The following is a 13,683-nucleotide window of genomic DNA, read 5'->3' as shown; positions in this document are numbered from 1 at the left end:
GACGGTGTGCGTACAGCTCCGGGGACCGCTGCCGGCCCGGACAACCGCGTGCTTACAGGTACTGCCCCGTGTTGGCGACAGTGTCGATCGAGCGGCCGGACTCGGCGCCCTGCTTGCCGGTGACCAGCGTGCGGATGAAGACGATCCGCTCGCCCTTCTTGCCGGAGATGCGGGCCCAGTCGTCCGGGTTGGTGGTGTTGGGCAGGTCCTCGTTCTCCTTGAACTCGTCCACGCAGGCGGCGAGCAGGTGGGAGACGCGCAGACCGCGCTGACCGTGGTCGAGGAAGTCCTTGATGGCCATCTTCTTCGCGCGGTCGACGATGTTCTGGATCATGGCGCCGGAGTTGAAGTCCTTGAAGAACAGGACCTCCTTGTCACCGTTGGCGTAGGTGACCTCCAGGAAGCGGTTCTCCTCGGTCTCGGAGTACATCCGCTCCACGACCGACTGGATCATCGCCGCCACCGTGGCCTCGACGGAGCCGTCGTGCTCCTTGAGGTCGTCCGGGTGGAACGGCAACGAGTCCCTGAGGTACTTGGAGAAGATGTCCTTCGCGGCCTCGGCGTCCGGGCGCTCGATCTTGATCTTGACGTCCAGGCGGCCGGGCCGCAGGATCGCCGGGTCGATCATGTCCTCGCGGTTCGAGGCGCCGATGACGATGACGTTCTCCAGGCCCTCCACGCCGTCGATCTCCGCGAGCAGCTGCGGGACGATGGTGTTCTCCACGTCCGAGCTGACGCCGGAGCCGCGGGTGCGGAACAGCGACTCCATCTCGTCGAAGAAGACGATGACGGGCGTGCCCTCGCTCGCCTTCTCCCGGGCCCGCTGGAAGACCAGGCGGATCTGCCGCTCGGTCTCGCCCACGTACTTGTTGAGCAGCTCGGGGCCCTTGATGTTGAGGAAGTAGCTCTTCCCCTGGGGGCGGCCGGTGACCTCCGCGACCTTCTTGGCCAGCGAGTTGGCGACCGCCTTGGCGATCAGCGTCTTGCCGCAGCCGGGCGGGCCGTAGAGCAGCACGCCCTTGGGCGGGCGCAGCTCGAACTCCTTGAAGAGGTCGGCGTGCAGGTAGGGCAGCTCGACCGCGTCGCGGATCTGCTCGATCTGGTTGCTCAGGCCGCCGATCTGGCGGTAGTCGATGTCCGGGACCTCCTCGAGGACCAGCTCCTCGACCTCGGACTTCGGCACGACCTCGTACACGTAGCCGGAGCGGGGTTCCAGCAGCAGGGCGTCCCCGGCCCGGATGGTGACCTCGCGCAGCGGCTCGGCGAGGCGCACCACGCGCTCCTCGTCGGTGTGGCCGATGACCAGGGCGCGCTCGCCGTCCTCCAGGATCTCCTTGAGGGTGACGATCTCGCCGATGCGCTCGAAGGCCATCGCGTCCACGATGTTGAGGGCCTCGTTGAGCATCACTTCCTGGCCGCGCCGCAGTTCGTCGAGGGCGACGTTCGGGCTGACGTTGACGCGGAGCTTGCGACCGCCGGTGAAGATGTCGGCGGTACCGTCCTCGTTCGCCGCGAGGAAGGTGCCGAACCCGGCCGGGGGCTGTGCCAGCCGGTCCACTTCCTCCTTGAGGGCCACGATCTGGTCGCGGGCCTCGCGCAGGGTGGAGGCGAGTCGTTCGTTCTGGGCGGTCACGCCGGCCAGGTTGGTCTGGAGCTCGACGATCCGCTCTTCGAGGATTCTCGAATTGCGCGGCGAGTCGGCGAGCTTGCGGCGCAGTACGGCGATTTCCTGCTCAAGGTACGAGACCTGAGCGGCCTCGTCGGAACCACGAGCGGGCCTGCCGGTGCTGCGGTTGTAGTCGTCATCGTGGGCTGCCACGGTCCTCACCTCCTCCGGGGAGCTGGACGCTTCCAGACCCTACCTGGGACCAGGGGTCCGTAAACCCCTAGATCAAGAAAGATGGAACGGGCGTGTCCGATCTTCGCCCCAGCGTGCTTCCCCTCTGCTAAGGGGATACCCACCGCGCACCACCCAAAGCGGGCCAGATGTATCGTCGAGCGAAGTGATATCCGACCGCGACCGCGGTACTCGGGTCCGATCGTTGTACGAATGGCGGGATTGCTCCAGGAATAGGGGCGACCCGGGACAGAAACGGCAGGGGACATGTCGGTGACGGAGCAGACCGCGGCGGCGACCGAGGAGCTGGAGGTGTGGATCGACCAGGATCTGTGCACCGGCGACGGCATCTGTGCCCAGTACGCGCCCGAGGTCTTCGAGCTGGACATCGACGGACTCGCGTACGTGAAGGGCCCGGACGACGAACTGCGCCAGCAGCCCGGGGAGACGGCCCCGGTGCCGCTGACGCTCCTTCAGGACGTGGTGGACTCGGCCAAGGAGTGCCCCGGCGACTGCATCCACGTGCGCCGGGTCACCGACCGGGTCGAGGTCTACGGGCCGGACGCCGAGTAGGGCCGACGCGGGCCTCAGGCGGAGCCGGCCGGGGCGGCGGACTGGGAGCGTTCCCAGCTGCCGCCCCGGTGCGTCCAGGTGAGGTCGAGTGAGACGTCGGGGCGGAAGCGCGGGACGTCGTCGCTCGAATACCCTTGCGCGCGGCCGGTGATGGCGCCGTCGGAGCGCACCGCGAGTCTTCCGATGGTGAGGTTCTCGCGCTCGGTCAGCAGGGTCGCGACCACCACCGGGCGCTCGCCCGGGCCGAAGCCGAGCAGGTAGACGGAGTCCGGGGGGTTGCCGGTGTCGGTGGCGCAGTGCGCGGCGACGACCGTGCCGGGGTGCCCGTCGCCCAGGTCGGCGGGCACGCTGAGCACCGTCTTGACCGGGAAGGGGCCGCAGTCCATCGGCAGTTGGGCCCGGGCCGGGTCGGGGGCGGTGCTCGCGGCGAGGGCCTTCGGGGTGCCCCTGGCCGCCAGCGGGGTGCCGGTCGCCGGGGAGGCGGCGAGCGCCGCGGCCACCACCGCGCCGCAGCCGGCCAAGGCAACGGCCCAGTGCCGGGGGGCGGTTCGCGCGCGTCCGGGCCCGGAGCGGCCCCGCGGTGTCTGCTGTCCAGCCGTCGCCGTCGTCGTCCCGACCGCGGTCTCCACCAGGCGTCCCCTCCAGAGCTCCAGGAGCTGGTCTGCGTGAGCGAGCATCGTCCCACACCGCGCGCGTCCGCTCTCGACCGGGGAGCCGAAGGGCGCGCCGGTGCCGAGAGCGACAAAAGGAAGGGGTGGTGCGGGCGTCGAGCTCGCACCACCCCTTCTCGGGTTCCGGGTCAGCCCAGGTCGGGCTGCTCGTCCTCCGCGCCGCGGGAGGCCTTGCGGGCCGCGGCCCGCTCCTGCAGGGTCGGCTCGGGCGCCCCGCTGTCGTAGTCCTCGCCGTAGGCGCCCTTGGCCGGGCGGCGGCGGCGCAGCGGCGGCTCGACGCCGTCCGCCAGGCGGCGGGCGGTGAGCAGGAAGCCGGTGTGGCCGATCATCCGGTGGTCCGGGCGGACGGCCAGGCCCTCCAGGTGCCAGGTGCGGACCATGGTCTCCCAGGCCTGCGGCTCGGTGAAGGTGCCGTGGTCGCGCAGCGCCTCGACGGTCTTGGACATCTGCGTGGTGGTGGCCACGTAGCAGCAGATGAGGCCGCCGGGGACGAGCGCCTTGGAGGCGACGTCCAGGCACTCCCAGGGGGCCAGCATGTCGAGGATGACGCGGTCGACGTCGGTCTCGACCAGGTTGTCCTGGAGGTCGCCGACGGTCAGCTTCCACGCCGGGTGCGGGCCGCCGAAGTAGCGCTCGACGTTGCCGCGGGCGATGTCCGCGAAGTCCTGCCGGCGCTCGTAGGAGGCCAGCGAGCCCTGCTCGCCGACGGCGCGCAGCAGGTAGGTGCTGAGCGCCCCGGAGCCGACACCCGCCTCGACCACGCGGGCGCCCGCGAAGATGTCGGCCATCGCCAGGATCTGCCCCGCGTCCTTGGGGTAGATCACGGCGGCGCCGCGCGGCATGGACAGGACGTAGTCGGGGAGCAGGGGGCGCAGCGCGAGGTACGGGACGTTCCCCGTGGTGCGCACGACCGTGCCCTCGGGAGCGCCGATCAGCTCGTCGTGCGGGAACGCACCCTTGTGGGTGTGGAACTGGTTCCCGGCCTGGAGCGTGAACGTGTAGTGGCGACCCTTGGGGTCGGTCAGCTGGACCTGGTCCCCGACCTGGAAGGGCCCGCGTCGGCGGGCGGCACCGGTCGGTTCGGACATGCGGCCAATCCTAAGGGAAGCGGGCCGCCCCGCCTCACCAGGGCCTGGTCACCTGCCCGAGACGGCGGCGGTGAGGCGCCGCTCGATGTCGGTGAGCGCGGCCACGCCGTACACCCGGCCGTCCGCCTCGACCACCAGGTACTCCCCCGCCGGGGTGGCCTGGACGGCCCGCAGCAGGTCCTCGCCGCCGAGGTCGACGTCCAGCCGCAGCCCGGGTTCGAGGTCGCGGGCGAGCGGGCCGACGGCCACCCAGGGGCGGCGGTGCTCCGGTACGGCGCGTACCGCGGACTCGCGGACGATGGCGATCGGGTCGCCCCGGCCGTCCACCACCACGACCGCGCCGGCCTGGGCCTCGCGGGCCCGGCGCATGGCCTCGCCGAGCGGGGTGTCGGCGGTGACCTCGACGGTGCGGCGGGCGAGGTCGCGCAGCCGCAGTTCGGGCAGCGCCTCCTTGAGCCGGGCGTTGCGCAGGCTGCCGGTGGCGCCGTTCCAGATGATCGCGGCCAGCACGGCGGCCAGCACCGCGTCGACCAGGGTGTCGGTGGTGGTGCGCTCGCCGCTGCGGGAGGCGCTGACCAGCGGCAGGCCGACCAGCACCACGATCGCCAGCGCCCGGCCGATCCAGGCGGCGGCCACCGTGCCGGTCATCGCCCTGCCGCTGACGGCCCAGACCACGGCGCGCAGCATCCGGCCGCCGTCCAGCGGCAGGCCCGGCAGCAGGTTGAAGGCGGCGACCACCAGGTTGGAGACCATCAGGCCGGTCAGCAGCACGCCGGGCACGCTGGACAGTTCGACGGCGCGCAGCGCGAGGTAGAAGACGCCGCCGAGCACCAGGGACAGCAGCGGGCCGACGAAGGCCAGCCAGAACTCGCGCCAGGGGCTCTCGGCCTCGTTCTCGATCTCGGAGACGCCGCCGAAGAACTGCAGCTGGATCCGCCGCACCCCGAGCTTGTAACGCAGCGCGACCAGGGTGTGGGCGAGTTCGTGGACCAGGACGGAGGCGTAGAAGGCGACGGCGAAGAAGAAGGCCAGCAGGTAGCGCACGCCGCTGCCGAGTTCGGGCAGGACGTCGCCGAGCTGCCCGCCGAACACCCAGGTGATCAGGGCGGCGATGACGAACCAGGACGGCGTGACGTAGATGGGCACGCCGAAGGGGCGCCCCATCAGGAGGCCGCCGCCGCGCTCCGGGGGCGGCCCGGTGGGGCGCCCGCCGTCCTGCGGTGGCTGGTCGGAGGTCTGCTGCCCCCTGGTGTCGCTCACCGTGATCCCTTCGGTCGTCCGCCCGTCGTGTCCCCGGTGCGCCCACGCTACGTGATCGCGGCCACTCGGTGCCGCGCGCCCCTCTGTCAGGCTTCATACCCACTGGACCGGCCCCGGACCGGCTCGGACCGGCCCCGGACCGGCTCGGACCGGCTTCGGACCGGCGGGGCTGCCCCGCCGGTCCCGGCGCCGTGGCAGCACGGTGGCAGCGGGATGACAGCAAAGGGCAATAGGGTCGTAGCCATGCAGCAGACCGACACCAGCAGTGCCGCCGGGGCCCCGGCGCGCCCGGCGGCGCCCCCGACCGGGCTGTCCCCGTCCCGCGCGGGGGACTTCCTCACCTGTCCCCTGCTGTACCGGCTGCGGGTGATCGACCGGCTGCCGGAGCCGCCGAGTCCGGCGGCGACCCGGGGCACGCTGGTGCACGCGGTGCTGGAGCGGCTGTTCGACAGCCCGGCGGCCCAGCGGACGCCGGAGCGGGCGCTGGGCCTGCTGCGCCCGCAGTGGGAGCGGCTGCTCGGCGAGCGCCCGGAGCTGGGTTCGCTGTTCCCCGACGACCCGGACGGCGCGGCGCTGACCCGCTGGCTGGCCGACGCCGAGAAGCTGGTCGGCCAGTGGTTCCGGCTGGAGGACCCGACCCGGCTGCACCCGGTGGAGCGGGAGCTGTACGTGGAGACGTCACTGGAGTCGGGGCTGCTGCTGCGCGGCTACATCGACCGGGTGGACGTCGCCCCCACCGGCGAGGTCCGGCTGGTGGACTACAAGACCGGCCGGGCGCCCTCGCGGGACTTCGAGGGCAAGGCGATGTTCCAGATGAAGTTCTACGCGCTGGTGGTGTGGCGCTGGAAGGGCGTGATCCCCAAGCGCCTCCAGCTGGTCTACCTCGGCGGGGGCGGGGACGTGGTGAGCTACGACCCGGACGAGGCCGACCTGCTCGCGGTGGAACGCAAGCTGCAGGCGCTGTGGGAGCGGATCAGCCACGCGGTGGCCACCGGGGACTTCCCGGCCACCCGGAACCGGCTGTGCGACTGGTGCGACCACCAGGCCAGCTGCCCGGAGTTCGGCGGCACCCCGCCGCCGTACCCGCTGCCCGTGCCGGCACAAGCCCGTACGTCGGATGAGAGCGATCCCACGGGGGATCCGATGAGCGAGGAGTCCTAGTGACGATCCGAGTGCTGCTGGTCGACGACCAGCCGCTGCTGCGCACCGGTTTCCGGATGATCCTGGAGGCCGAGTCCGACCTGGTGGTGGTCGGCGAGGCCGGCGACGGTCAGCAGGCGCTGGACCAGGTGCGGGCGCTGCAGCCCGACGTGGTGCTGATGGACATCCGGATGCCGCGGATGGACGGCGTCGAGGCGACCCGCCGGATCGCCGGACCGGGGCGTGACGGCCCGGCCAAGGTGCTGGTGCTGACCACCTTCGACCTGGACGAGTACGTGGTGGAGGCGCTGCGCGCCGGTGCCAGCGGCTTCCTGCTGAAGGACGTCCCGGCGGAGGAGCTGGTGCAGGCGATCCGGGTGGTCGCGGACGGCGCGGCGATGCTGGCGCCGAGCATCACCCGCCGGCTGCTGGACATGTACGCCACCAAGCTGCCCTCGGGCGAGGAGGCGCCGCCGCAGGCGCTGAGCGCGCTGACCGAGCGGGAGTTGGAGGTGCTGAAGCTGGTGGCGCGCGGGCTGTCGAACGCGGAGATCGCGGCCGAGCTGTTCGTCAGCGAGACCACGGTGAAGACCCACGTCGGCCACGTGCTGACCAAGCTCCAGCTGCGCGACCGGGTGCAGGCGGCGGTGTACGCCTACGAGAGCGGGCTGGTGCGCCCGGGCACCCTGTAGACAGCGCGGCGGCCCGCCGCCTCTCCCGGGTCCGGGGGAGGCGGCGGGCCGCCGCGCGCGGGGCGCTACTTCTTGTTGCGGCCGATCTCCCAGAAGCGGAAGACGCCGGTGGTGTCGACGGTCGACTCGACGCCGGTGACGTACGGCTTGGCCGCGAAGAAGGCCTTGGTCTGGAACATCGGGATCAGCGGCACGTTCTCCGCGACGATGCCCTGGACCTGGTTGTAGATCCCGTTCACGGCGCCGCGGTCGGCCTGCTTGAGACCTTCCGGCAGCAGCTTCTGAGTGACCCGCTCGTCCACCCACCCGGTGCGGTAGACGCTGTCCTCGGTGACCAGCGGCCCGATGTAGTTGTCGGGGTCCGGGTAGTCGGCGGTCCATCCGACCAGGTACGCCTGGTACTTGCCCTCGCTCCGGCCCTTCTGGTAGGCGGCCGAATCGTTCTCCACCTGGGTGGTGACCTGGAACAGACCGCCCGTCTCCAACTGGCGCTTCAGGGTGTCGATCTCGTTGGTGCCGGTGCGCGAGCGCCCCGAGGCGAGATTGAGCTTGACCGGCACGGGGACCTTGGCGGCTGCGAGGATCGCCTTGGCCTTGGCGACGTCGGGGTCGCCGTACTTGTCGGAGAAGACGGTGTTGTGGCCGGCGATGCCGGTCGGGACCATCGAGTACAGCGGCTGGACGGTGCGCGCGAAGACGTCGCGGGCGAGGGCCTTCCGGTCGACCAGCTGCGCCACGGCCTGACGGACGGCGAGGTTCCCGGTGGTGGCGTCCTTGGTGTTGAAGGCGATCGAGTTGGTGTCGGAACTGTCGCCCTGGACGACGGCCAGGTCGCCCTTGCCGTTCTGCTGGTCGTCGAGGATCCGGGCGGCGGTGTTCGGCTCCAGGCTGTTGTCGGTGAGGTCGACACCGCCCTTGTCCAACTCGTCCTTCAGCGCGGCGGGGTTGTCGAAGTACCGCACGGTGAACTTGTCGTTCTGCAGCTTGGCGTCGCCGGCGTACTTGCTGTTGGGAGTCAGCACGACCTTGGCGAGGACCTTGGCGCTACCGCCCTCGGGGGTCATGGTCTCGACCGAGTCGAGCTTGTACGGGCCGGAGCCGACGACCTTGTCGTTGTCGAGCAGCTTGTCGGCCGGGTAGACCTCGTGGTCGACGATGGCGCCGGCCGGGGTGGCCAGCTTGGCCGGCAGGGTCGCGTCGGGTGCGGAGAGGTGGAAGACCACCTCGTTGTCGCCCTTCGCCTCGACCGACTTGATCGTGTCCAGCAGGCCGCTCGGACCGTTCGGGTCCTTGATCTTCTTGGTCCGCTGGATCGAGAACACGACGTCGGCGGCCGTGAGGGCGTGGCCGTTGGCGAACTTCTGATCGGGGCGGAGCACGCAGTGGTACTGGGTGGTGTCCCCGCTGACGAACTCGCAGGACTGGGCGGCGTCCGGGGTCGGGGAGCTGGCGGCGGGAGGGAAGGCGAGCAGCGACTGGAAGGTGTTGGAGAGCACCAGCCACGAGCCGGTGTCGTAGGCGCCGGCCGGGTCCAGGACGCTGGTGAGGCCGCGGGTGCCCATGGTGATCGCCTTGCCGCCACTGTCCCCCTTGACGGCGTCGGTGACCGATCCGCAACCGGCCACCGTCACGGCGACCAGACCGGCGCAGCCGAGTGCTGCCAGGCGTTCAGCTGAAGTCTTCAAGGGAGCGTCCTTCGGGGGTGTCACGAACCCGAGTAGCGTGCCATATCGAACACGCACGACCGCTACCCGTGCAGATGACGTTTGGGACACGGTGATCGGGGGCAGCGAGGCGCACCCGACGAGTTGTCAGGCAATGCCCGTTTTCTCCCCGGCCGGCCGTCCCCAGATGCCCGGTGGGAGCGTTTACCGGCGAGTAGGGGCGAGGCGCAATGAGATGACAATCACATCAAGCGCTTCCCACTCCGCCCGCCCCGGCTACACCCGCGAGGCGACCAGCGAGCGCAGCAGTTCGAGATCGACCTGCTCGAGCGAGGGGACCACCAGCCGGCCGGGCGCCGCCTCGATCGGCGCCACCGAGGGCACCGCGATCACCGGGCAGCCGGCCGCCTCGCCCGCACGCACCCCGGTCGGGGTGTCCTCGACGACCACGCAGCGGCCCGGCTCCGCGCCCAGCCGGCAGGCCGCCGCCAGGTACGGGTCCGGGAACGGCTTGGTGCGCGGCACCTCGTCCCCGGCGATGCTGAAGGCGAAGTACTCGGCACCCAGCGAGCGCAGCACGATGTCGATCACGTGCCGGTGCGAGGCGGACACCAGCGCGGCCGGGACGCCGTGCGCGGCGAGGGTGTTGAGCAGTCGCTCGGCGCCCGGCATCAGCGGCACGCCGCCGGCCAGCAGGTCGACGAAGCGCTGGTTGACCAGCACCCCCAGGTCGGCCGGGGCGATGTCCACCCCGGTGCGGGCGACCAGGTAGTCCATCACCCGGGTCATCGGGCCGCCGACCACGTGCGCCCGGTCCTGCTCGTCCAGCTGGTGGCCCAGCTCGGCGAAGAGCGTGGCCTCGGCCTGCCACCAGAAGTCCTCGGTGTCCACCAGCGTCCCGTCCATGTCCAGCAGCACCGCCTGCAGGCCGCGGTCGTCCCCGTGGTCGAGTGCCAGGGCGGTGGTGGAGCTGGTGGTCATGGCGCGTCCTTCCGGCAGTGCCCCGCGGAGCGTCCTGGGACGCCGCCGGGGATGGCACAGGCCGGCCCGCTGGTGAGCGGACCGGCCCGTTCAGGATCATCAAGGATACGCCCGCTTCGCCCGGAAAGAGCGAACGGAGAAGGGCGTCCGGATTACCGGGCGTTGAAGTACTTCGCCTCCGGGTGGTGGATCACGATCGCGTCGGTGGACTGCTCCGGGTGCAGCTGGAACTCCTCGGAGAGCACCACGCCGATCCGCTCGGGCTTCAGCAGCTCGGCGATCTTGGCGCGGTCCTCCAGCTCGGGGCAGGCTCCGTAGCCGAGCGAGAAGCGGGCGCCCCGGTACTTGAGCGCGAACATGTCCTTGACGTCCTGCGGGTCCTCGCCGGAGAAGCCCAGCTCGTAGCGGACCCGGGCGTGCCAGAACTCGGCGAGCGCCTCGGCCAGCTGCACCGACAGGCCGTGCAGCTCCAGGTAGTCGCGGTAGGAGTTCCCGGCGAACAGCTCGTTGGCCGCCTCGGAGATCCGGTTGCCCATGGTGACCACCTGCAGGCCGACCACGTCCCGCTCGCCGGACTCCTCCGGGCGGAAGAAGTCCGCCAGGCAGAGCCGGCGGCCGCGCCGCTGGCGGGGGAAGGTGAAGCGGGTCCGCTCGGTGCCGTCCTCGTGGAAGACGATCAGGTCGTCGCCCTTGGAGTTGGCCGGGTAGTAGCCGTAGACCACGGCCGCCTCCAGCCAGCCCTCGGTCTGCAGCCGGTCCAGCCAGGCCCGCAGCCGCGGCCGGCCCTCGGTCTCCACCAGCTCCTCGTAGGACGGGCCGTCGCCGTTGCGTGCGGCCTTCAGGCCCCACTGGCCCTTGAACAGCGCGTCCTCGTCCAGCCAGGAGGCGTAGTCGGCGAACGGGATGCCCTTGACGATCCGGTCGCCCCAGAACGGCGGGGTGGGCAGCGCGTTGTCCAGCGCCACGTCGGAGCGGATCTGGCCGAGGTTGACCTCGGGCTCCGGCTCCTCCACCTCGACCCGGGCGTGCCGACGCTGCTTGAGCTCCGGCAGGGTCGCGCCGGGCACGCCGCGCTTGACCGCGATCAGGGCGTCCATCAGCCGCAGGCCCTCGAAGGCGTCCCGGGCGTAGCGGACCTCGCCCTCGTAGATCTCGTGCAGGTCCTGCTCGACGTAGGCGCGGGTCAGGGCGGCGCCGCCGAGGATCACCGGGTAGCTGGCGGCCAGCTTGCGCTGGTTCAGCTCCTCCAGGTTCTCCTTCATGATCACGGTGGACTTCACCAGCAGGCCTGACATGCCGATGACGTCCGCGTTGTGCTCCTGCGCGGCGTCCAGGATCGCCGAGACCGGCTGCTTGATGCCCAGGTTGACCACGTTGTAGCCGTTGTTGGACAGGATGATGTCGACCAGGTTCTTGCCGATGTCGTGGACGTCGCCCTTGACGGTGGCCAGCACGATGGTGCCCTTGCCCTCGCTCTCGGACTTCTCCATGTGCGGCTCCAGGTGGGCCACCGCGGTCTTCATCACCTCGGCGGACTGGAGCACGAACGGCAGCTGCATCTGGCCGGAGCCGAAGAGCTCGCCGACCACCTTCATGCCGGACAGCAGCGTGTCGTTGATGATCTCCAGCGCGGGGCGCTCGCCCAGGGCCTCGTCCAGGTCGGCCTCCAGGCCGCCCCGCTCGCCGTCGATGATCCGGCGCTGCAGCCTCTCCTCCAGCGGGAGCGCGGCCAGCTCCTGCGCCTTGGAGGCCTTGACCGAGGCGGTGGAGACGTTCTCGAACAGCTCCAGCAGGCGCTGCAGCGGGTCGTAGCCGTCCCGGCGGCGGTCGTACACCAGGTCGAGGGCGGCCTCGCGCTGGTCCTCGGGGATCCGGGAGATCGGCAGGATCTTGGAGGCGTGCACGATCGCCGAGTCCAGGCCGGCCTCCACGCACTCGTGCAGGAAGACCGAGTTGAGCACCACGCGGGCGGCCGGGTTGAGGCCGAAGGAGATGTTCGACAGGCCGAGGGTGGTCTGCACCCCCGGGTGGCGGCGCTTGAGCTCGCGGATCGCCTCGATCGTCTCGATGCCGTCCCGGCGGGACTCCTCCTGGCCGGTGGCCAGGGTGAAGGTGAGGCAGTCGACCAGGATCGAGCCCTCGTCGATGCCGTAGTCGGAGGTCAGCTCGGCGATCAGCCGCTCGGCGATCTCCACCTTCTTCTCGGCCGTACGGGCCTGGCCCTGCTCGTCGATGGTCAGCGCGATCAGGCCGGCGCCGTGCTCGCGGGCCAGCGACGCGATCCGGCCGAAGCGCGAGTCGGGGGCGTTGCCGTCCTCGTAGTTGACCGAGTTGAGCACCGCGCGGCCGCCGAGCGCCTCCAGGCCGGCCTGCAGCACCGGCGGCTCGGTGGAGTCCAGCACGATCGGCAGGGTGGAGGCGGTGGCCAGCCGGCCGGCGATCTCCTTCATGTCGGCGACGCCGTCGCGGCCGACGTAGTCCACGCACAGGTCCAGCAGGTGCGAGCCGTCCCGGATCTGGTCCCGGGCGATCTCCACGCAGGCCTGCCAGTCGCCGGCCAGCATCGACTCGCGGAACTTCTTCGAGCCGTTGGCGTTGGTGCGCTCGCCGATCGCCAGGTACGAGGTGTCCTGGCGGAACGGCACCGCCTGGTAGAGCGAGGCGGCCGAGGGCTCCGGCTGGGGATCGCGCCGGGCGATCGGGCGGCCCTGGACCTTCTCCACCACCTGGCGCAGGTGCTCGGGCGTGGTGCCGCAGCAGCCGCCGACCAGCGAGAGCCCGTACTCGCGGGTGAACACGTCGTGCGCCTCGGCCAGTTCGGCCGGGGAGAGCGGGTAGTGGGCACCGTCCTTGCCGAGCACCGGCAGGCCCGCGTTCGGCATGCAGGACAGGCCGATCCTCGCGTTCTTGGCCAGGTAGCGCAGGTGCTCGCTCATCTCGGCCGGGCCGGTGGCGCAGTTGAGGCCGATGAAGTCGACGCCGAGCGGCTCCAGCGCGGTGAGCGCGGCGCCGATCTCGGAGCCGAGCAGCATGGTGCCGGTGGTCTCCACCGTCACCTGCACCAGCACCGGGAGGTCCAGCCCGGCCTCGGCCAGGGCGCGCTTGGAGCCCAGGATCGCGGCCTTGGTCTGCAGCAGGTCCTGGCTGGTCTCCACCAGCAGCGCGTCGGCGCCACCGGCGATCAGGCCGGCCGCGTTCTGCTGGAAGCCGTCGCGCAGCGTCTCGTACGGGGCGTGGCCGAGGGTCGGCAGCTTGGTGCCGGGGCCGATCGAGCCGAGCACCCAGCGGGTGCGGCCGTCGGCGGCGTGGGCGTCGGCCACCTCGCGGGCGATCCGGGCGCCGGCCTCGGAGAGCTCGAAGATCCGCTCGGAGATGTCGTACTCGCCCAGCGCGGCGAAGTTGGCGCCGAAGGTGTTGGTCTCGACGCAGTCCACGCCCACCGCGAAGTAGGCCTCGTGCACGGAGCGGACGATGTCCGGCCGGGTGATGTTGAGGACCTCGTTGCAGCCCTCGAGGTCCTGGAAGTCCTCCAGCGTCGGGTCCTGCGCCTGGAGCATGGTGCCCATCGCACCGTCGGCGACCACCACCCGGGTGGCGAGTGCTTCGCGCAGCGCGTTCGCGCGGCTCTGCTGAGTGATGGACGGGTCGGCTGCAGTGGCCATGGGGCGTCTCCCTGGTGCGACGGCTGTCGGCTTTGCGAACCCGCTTCGTCGGGCCCGCACGCCGCCAGGGTATCCGGCCCACGGGCCGCTACGCGGGCCCATTCCGTATCCTGAG

Annotated in this window: 10 protein-coding genes; 3 read left to right on the top strand and 7 right to left on the bottom strand. The window is 71.2% G+C overall.

Annotation, left to right across the window (positions count from 1 at the left end; all coding sequences use genetic code 11):
• Positions 1–52: 52 nt before the first annotated feature.
• Positions 53–1,819, bottom strand: a complete 1,767-nt coding sequence (gene arc, locus HS99_RS22345) for a proteasome ATPase (RefSeq protein ID WP_030286120.1) — start codon at positions 1,817–1,819, stop codon at positions 53–55.
• Between the two features lie 285 nt (positions 1,820–2,104).
• Between arc and HS99_RS22340 the strand changes: the two genes are divergently transcribed.
• Positions 2,105–2,410, top strand: a complete 306-nt coding sequence (locus tag HS99_RS22340; protein WP_030286118.1) for a ferredoxin — start codon at positions 2,105–2,107, stop codon at positions 2,408–2,410.
• 14 nt (positions 2,411–2,424) lie between these two features.
• On the opposite strand, the gene HS99_RS22335 is transcribed toward HS99_RS22340, so the two are convergent.
• From HS99_RS22335 to HS99_RS22325, 3 genes are all read right to left on the bottom strand, one after another.
• Complete coding sequence (locus HS99_RS22335; protein ID WP_141763787.1) at positions 2,425–3,087, bottom strand: hypothetical protein; 663 nt, start codon at positions 3,085–3,087, stop codon at positions 2,425–2,427.
• Between the two features lie 122 nt (positions 3,088–3,209).
• Entirely contained in the window at positions 3,210–4,169 is a 960-nt protein-coding gene (locus tag HS99_RS22330; protein WP_030286114.1) for a tRNA (adenine-N1)-methyltransferase, read from the bottom strand.
• Positions 4,170–4,217: 48 nt separating this feature from the next.
• Positions 4,218–5,429, bottom strand: coding sequence for a site-2 protease family protein (locus tag HS99_RS22325; protein WP_078938527.1), 1,212 nt, complete (start codon positions 5,427–5,429; stop codon positions 4,218–4,220).
• Positions 5,430–5,672: 243 nt separating this feature from the next.
• Here HS99_RS22325 and HS99_RS22320 point away from each other — a divergent pair, with 243 nt between their 5' ends.
• Together HS99_RS22320 and HS99_RS22315 are read left to right on the top strand one after the other, a co-directional pair.
• On the top strand, positions 5,673–6,590 hold the full coding sequence (locus tag HS99_RS22320) for a RecB family exonuclease (RefSeq protein WP_043389509.1): 918 nt from the start codon (positions 5,673–5,675) through the stop codon (positions 6,588–6,590).
• Complete coding sequence (locus HS99_RS22315; protein WP_030286109.1) at positions 6,590–7,261, top strand: response regulator; 672 nt, start codon at positions 6,590–6,592, stop codon at positions 7,259–7,261. The genes HS99_RS22320 and HS99_RS22315 overlap by 1 nt, the downstream gene beginning before the upstream one ends.
• Positions 7,262–7,326: 65 nt before the next feature.
• Here HS99_RS22315 and HS99_RS22310 read toward each other — a convergent pair whose 3' ends face one another.
• From HS99_RS22310 to metH, 3 genes are all read right to left on the bottom strand, one after another.
• On the bottom strand, positions 7,327–8,946 hold the full coding sequence (locus HS99_RS22310; RefSeq protein WP_030286106.1) for an ABC transporter substrate-binding protein: 1,620 nt from the start codon (positions 8,944–8,946) through the stop codon (positions 7,327–7,329).
• 255 nt (positions 8,947–9,201) lie between these two features.
• Positions 9,202–9,906 carry an HAD family hydrolase gene (locus tag HS99_RS22305; protein ID WP_030286104.1) on the bottom strand — a complete coding sequence of 235 codons (705 nt, stop codon included), beginning with the start codon at positions 9,904–9,906 and terminating at the stop codon, positions 9,202–9,204.
• Between the two features lie 152 nt (positions 9,907–10,058).
• Positions 10,059–13,568, bottom strand: coding sequence for a methionine synthase (metH, locus tag HS99_RS22300; RefSeq protein ID WP_030286102.1), 3,510 nt, complete (start codon positions 13,566–13,568; stop codon positions 10,059–10,061).
• Positions 13,569–13,683: the final 115 nt, after the last annotated feature.

The organism is Kitasatospora aureofaciens (assembly GCF_001188955.3).
Taxonomy (GTDB): Bacteria; Actinomycetota; Actinomycetes; order Streptomycetales; family Streptomycetaceae; genus Kitasatospora; species Kitasatospora aureofaciens.
This window is presented reverse-complemented; position numbering and strand designations above follow the sequence as displayed.

Bases quoted from the DNA above. Each gene is read 5' to 3' on its own strand.
- HS99_RS22340 (WP_030286118.1), top strand. From the start codon at position 2,105: ATGTCGGTGACGGAGCAGACCGCGGCGGCGACCGAGGAGCTGGAGGTG.
- HS99_RS22335 (WP_141763787.1), bottom strand. From the start codon at position 3,087: ATGCTCGCTCACGCAGACCAGCTCCTGGAGCTCTGGAGGGGACGCCTG.
- HS99_RS22330 (WP_030286114.1), bottom strand. From the start codon at position 4,169: ATGTCCGAACCGACCGGTGCCGCCCGCCGACGCGGGCCCTTCCAGGTC.
- HS99_RS22320 (WP_043389509.1), top strand. From the start codon at position 5,673: ATGCAGCAGACCGACACCAGCAGTGCCGCCGGGGCCCCGGCGCGCCCG.
- HS99_RS22305 (WP_030286104.1), bottom strand. From the start codon at position 9,906: ATGACCACCAGCTCCACCACCGCCCTGGCACTCGACCACGGGGACGAC.
- metH (WP_030286102.1), bottom strand. From the start codon at position 13,568: ATGGCCACTGCAGCCGACCCGTCCATCACTCAGCAGAGCCGCGCGAAC.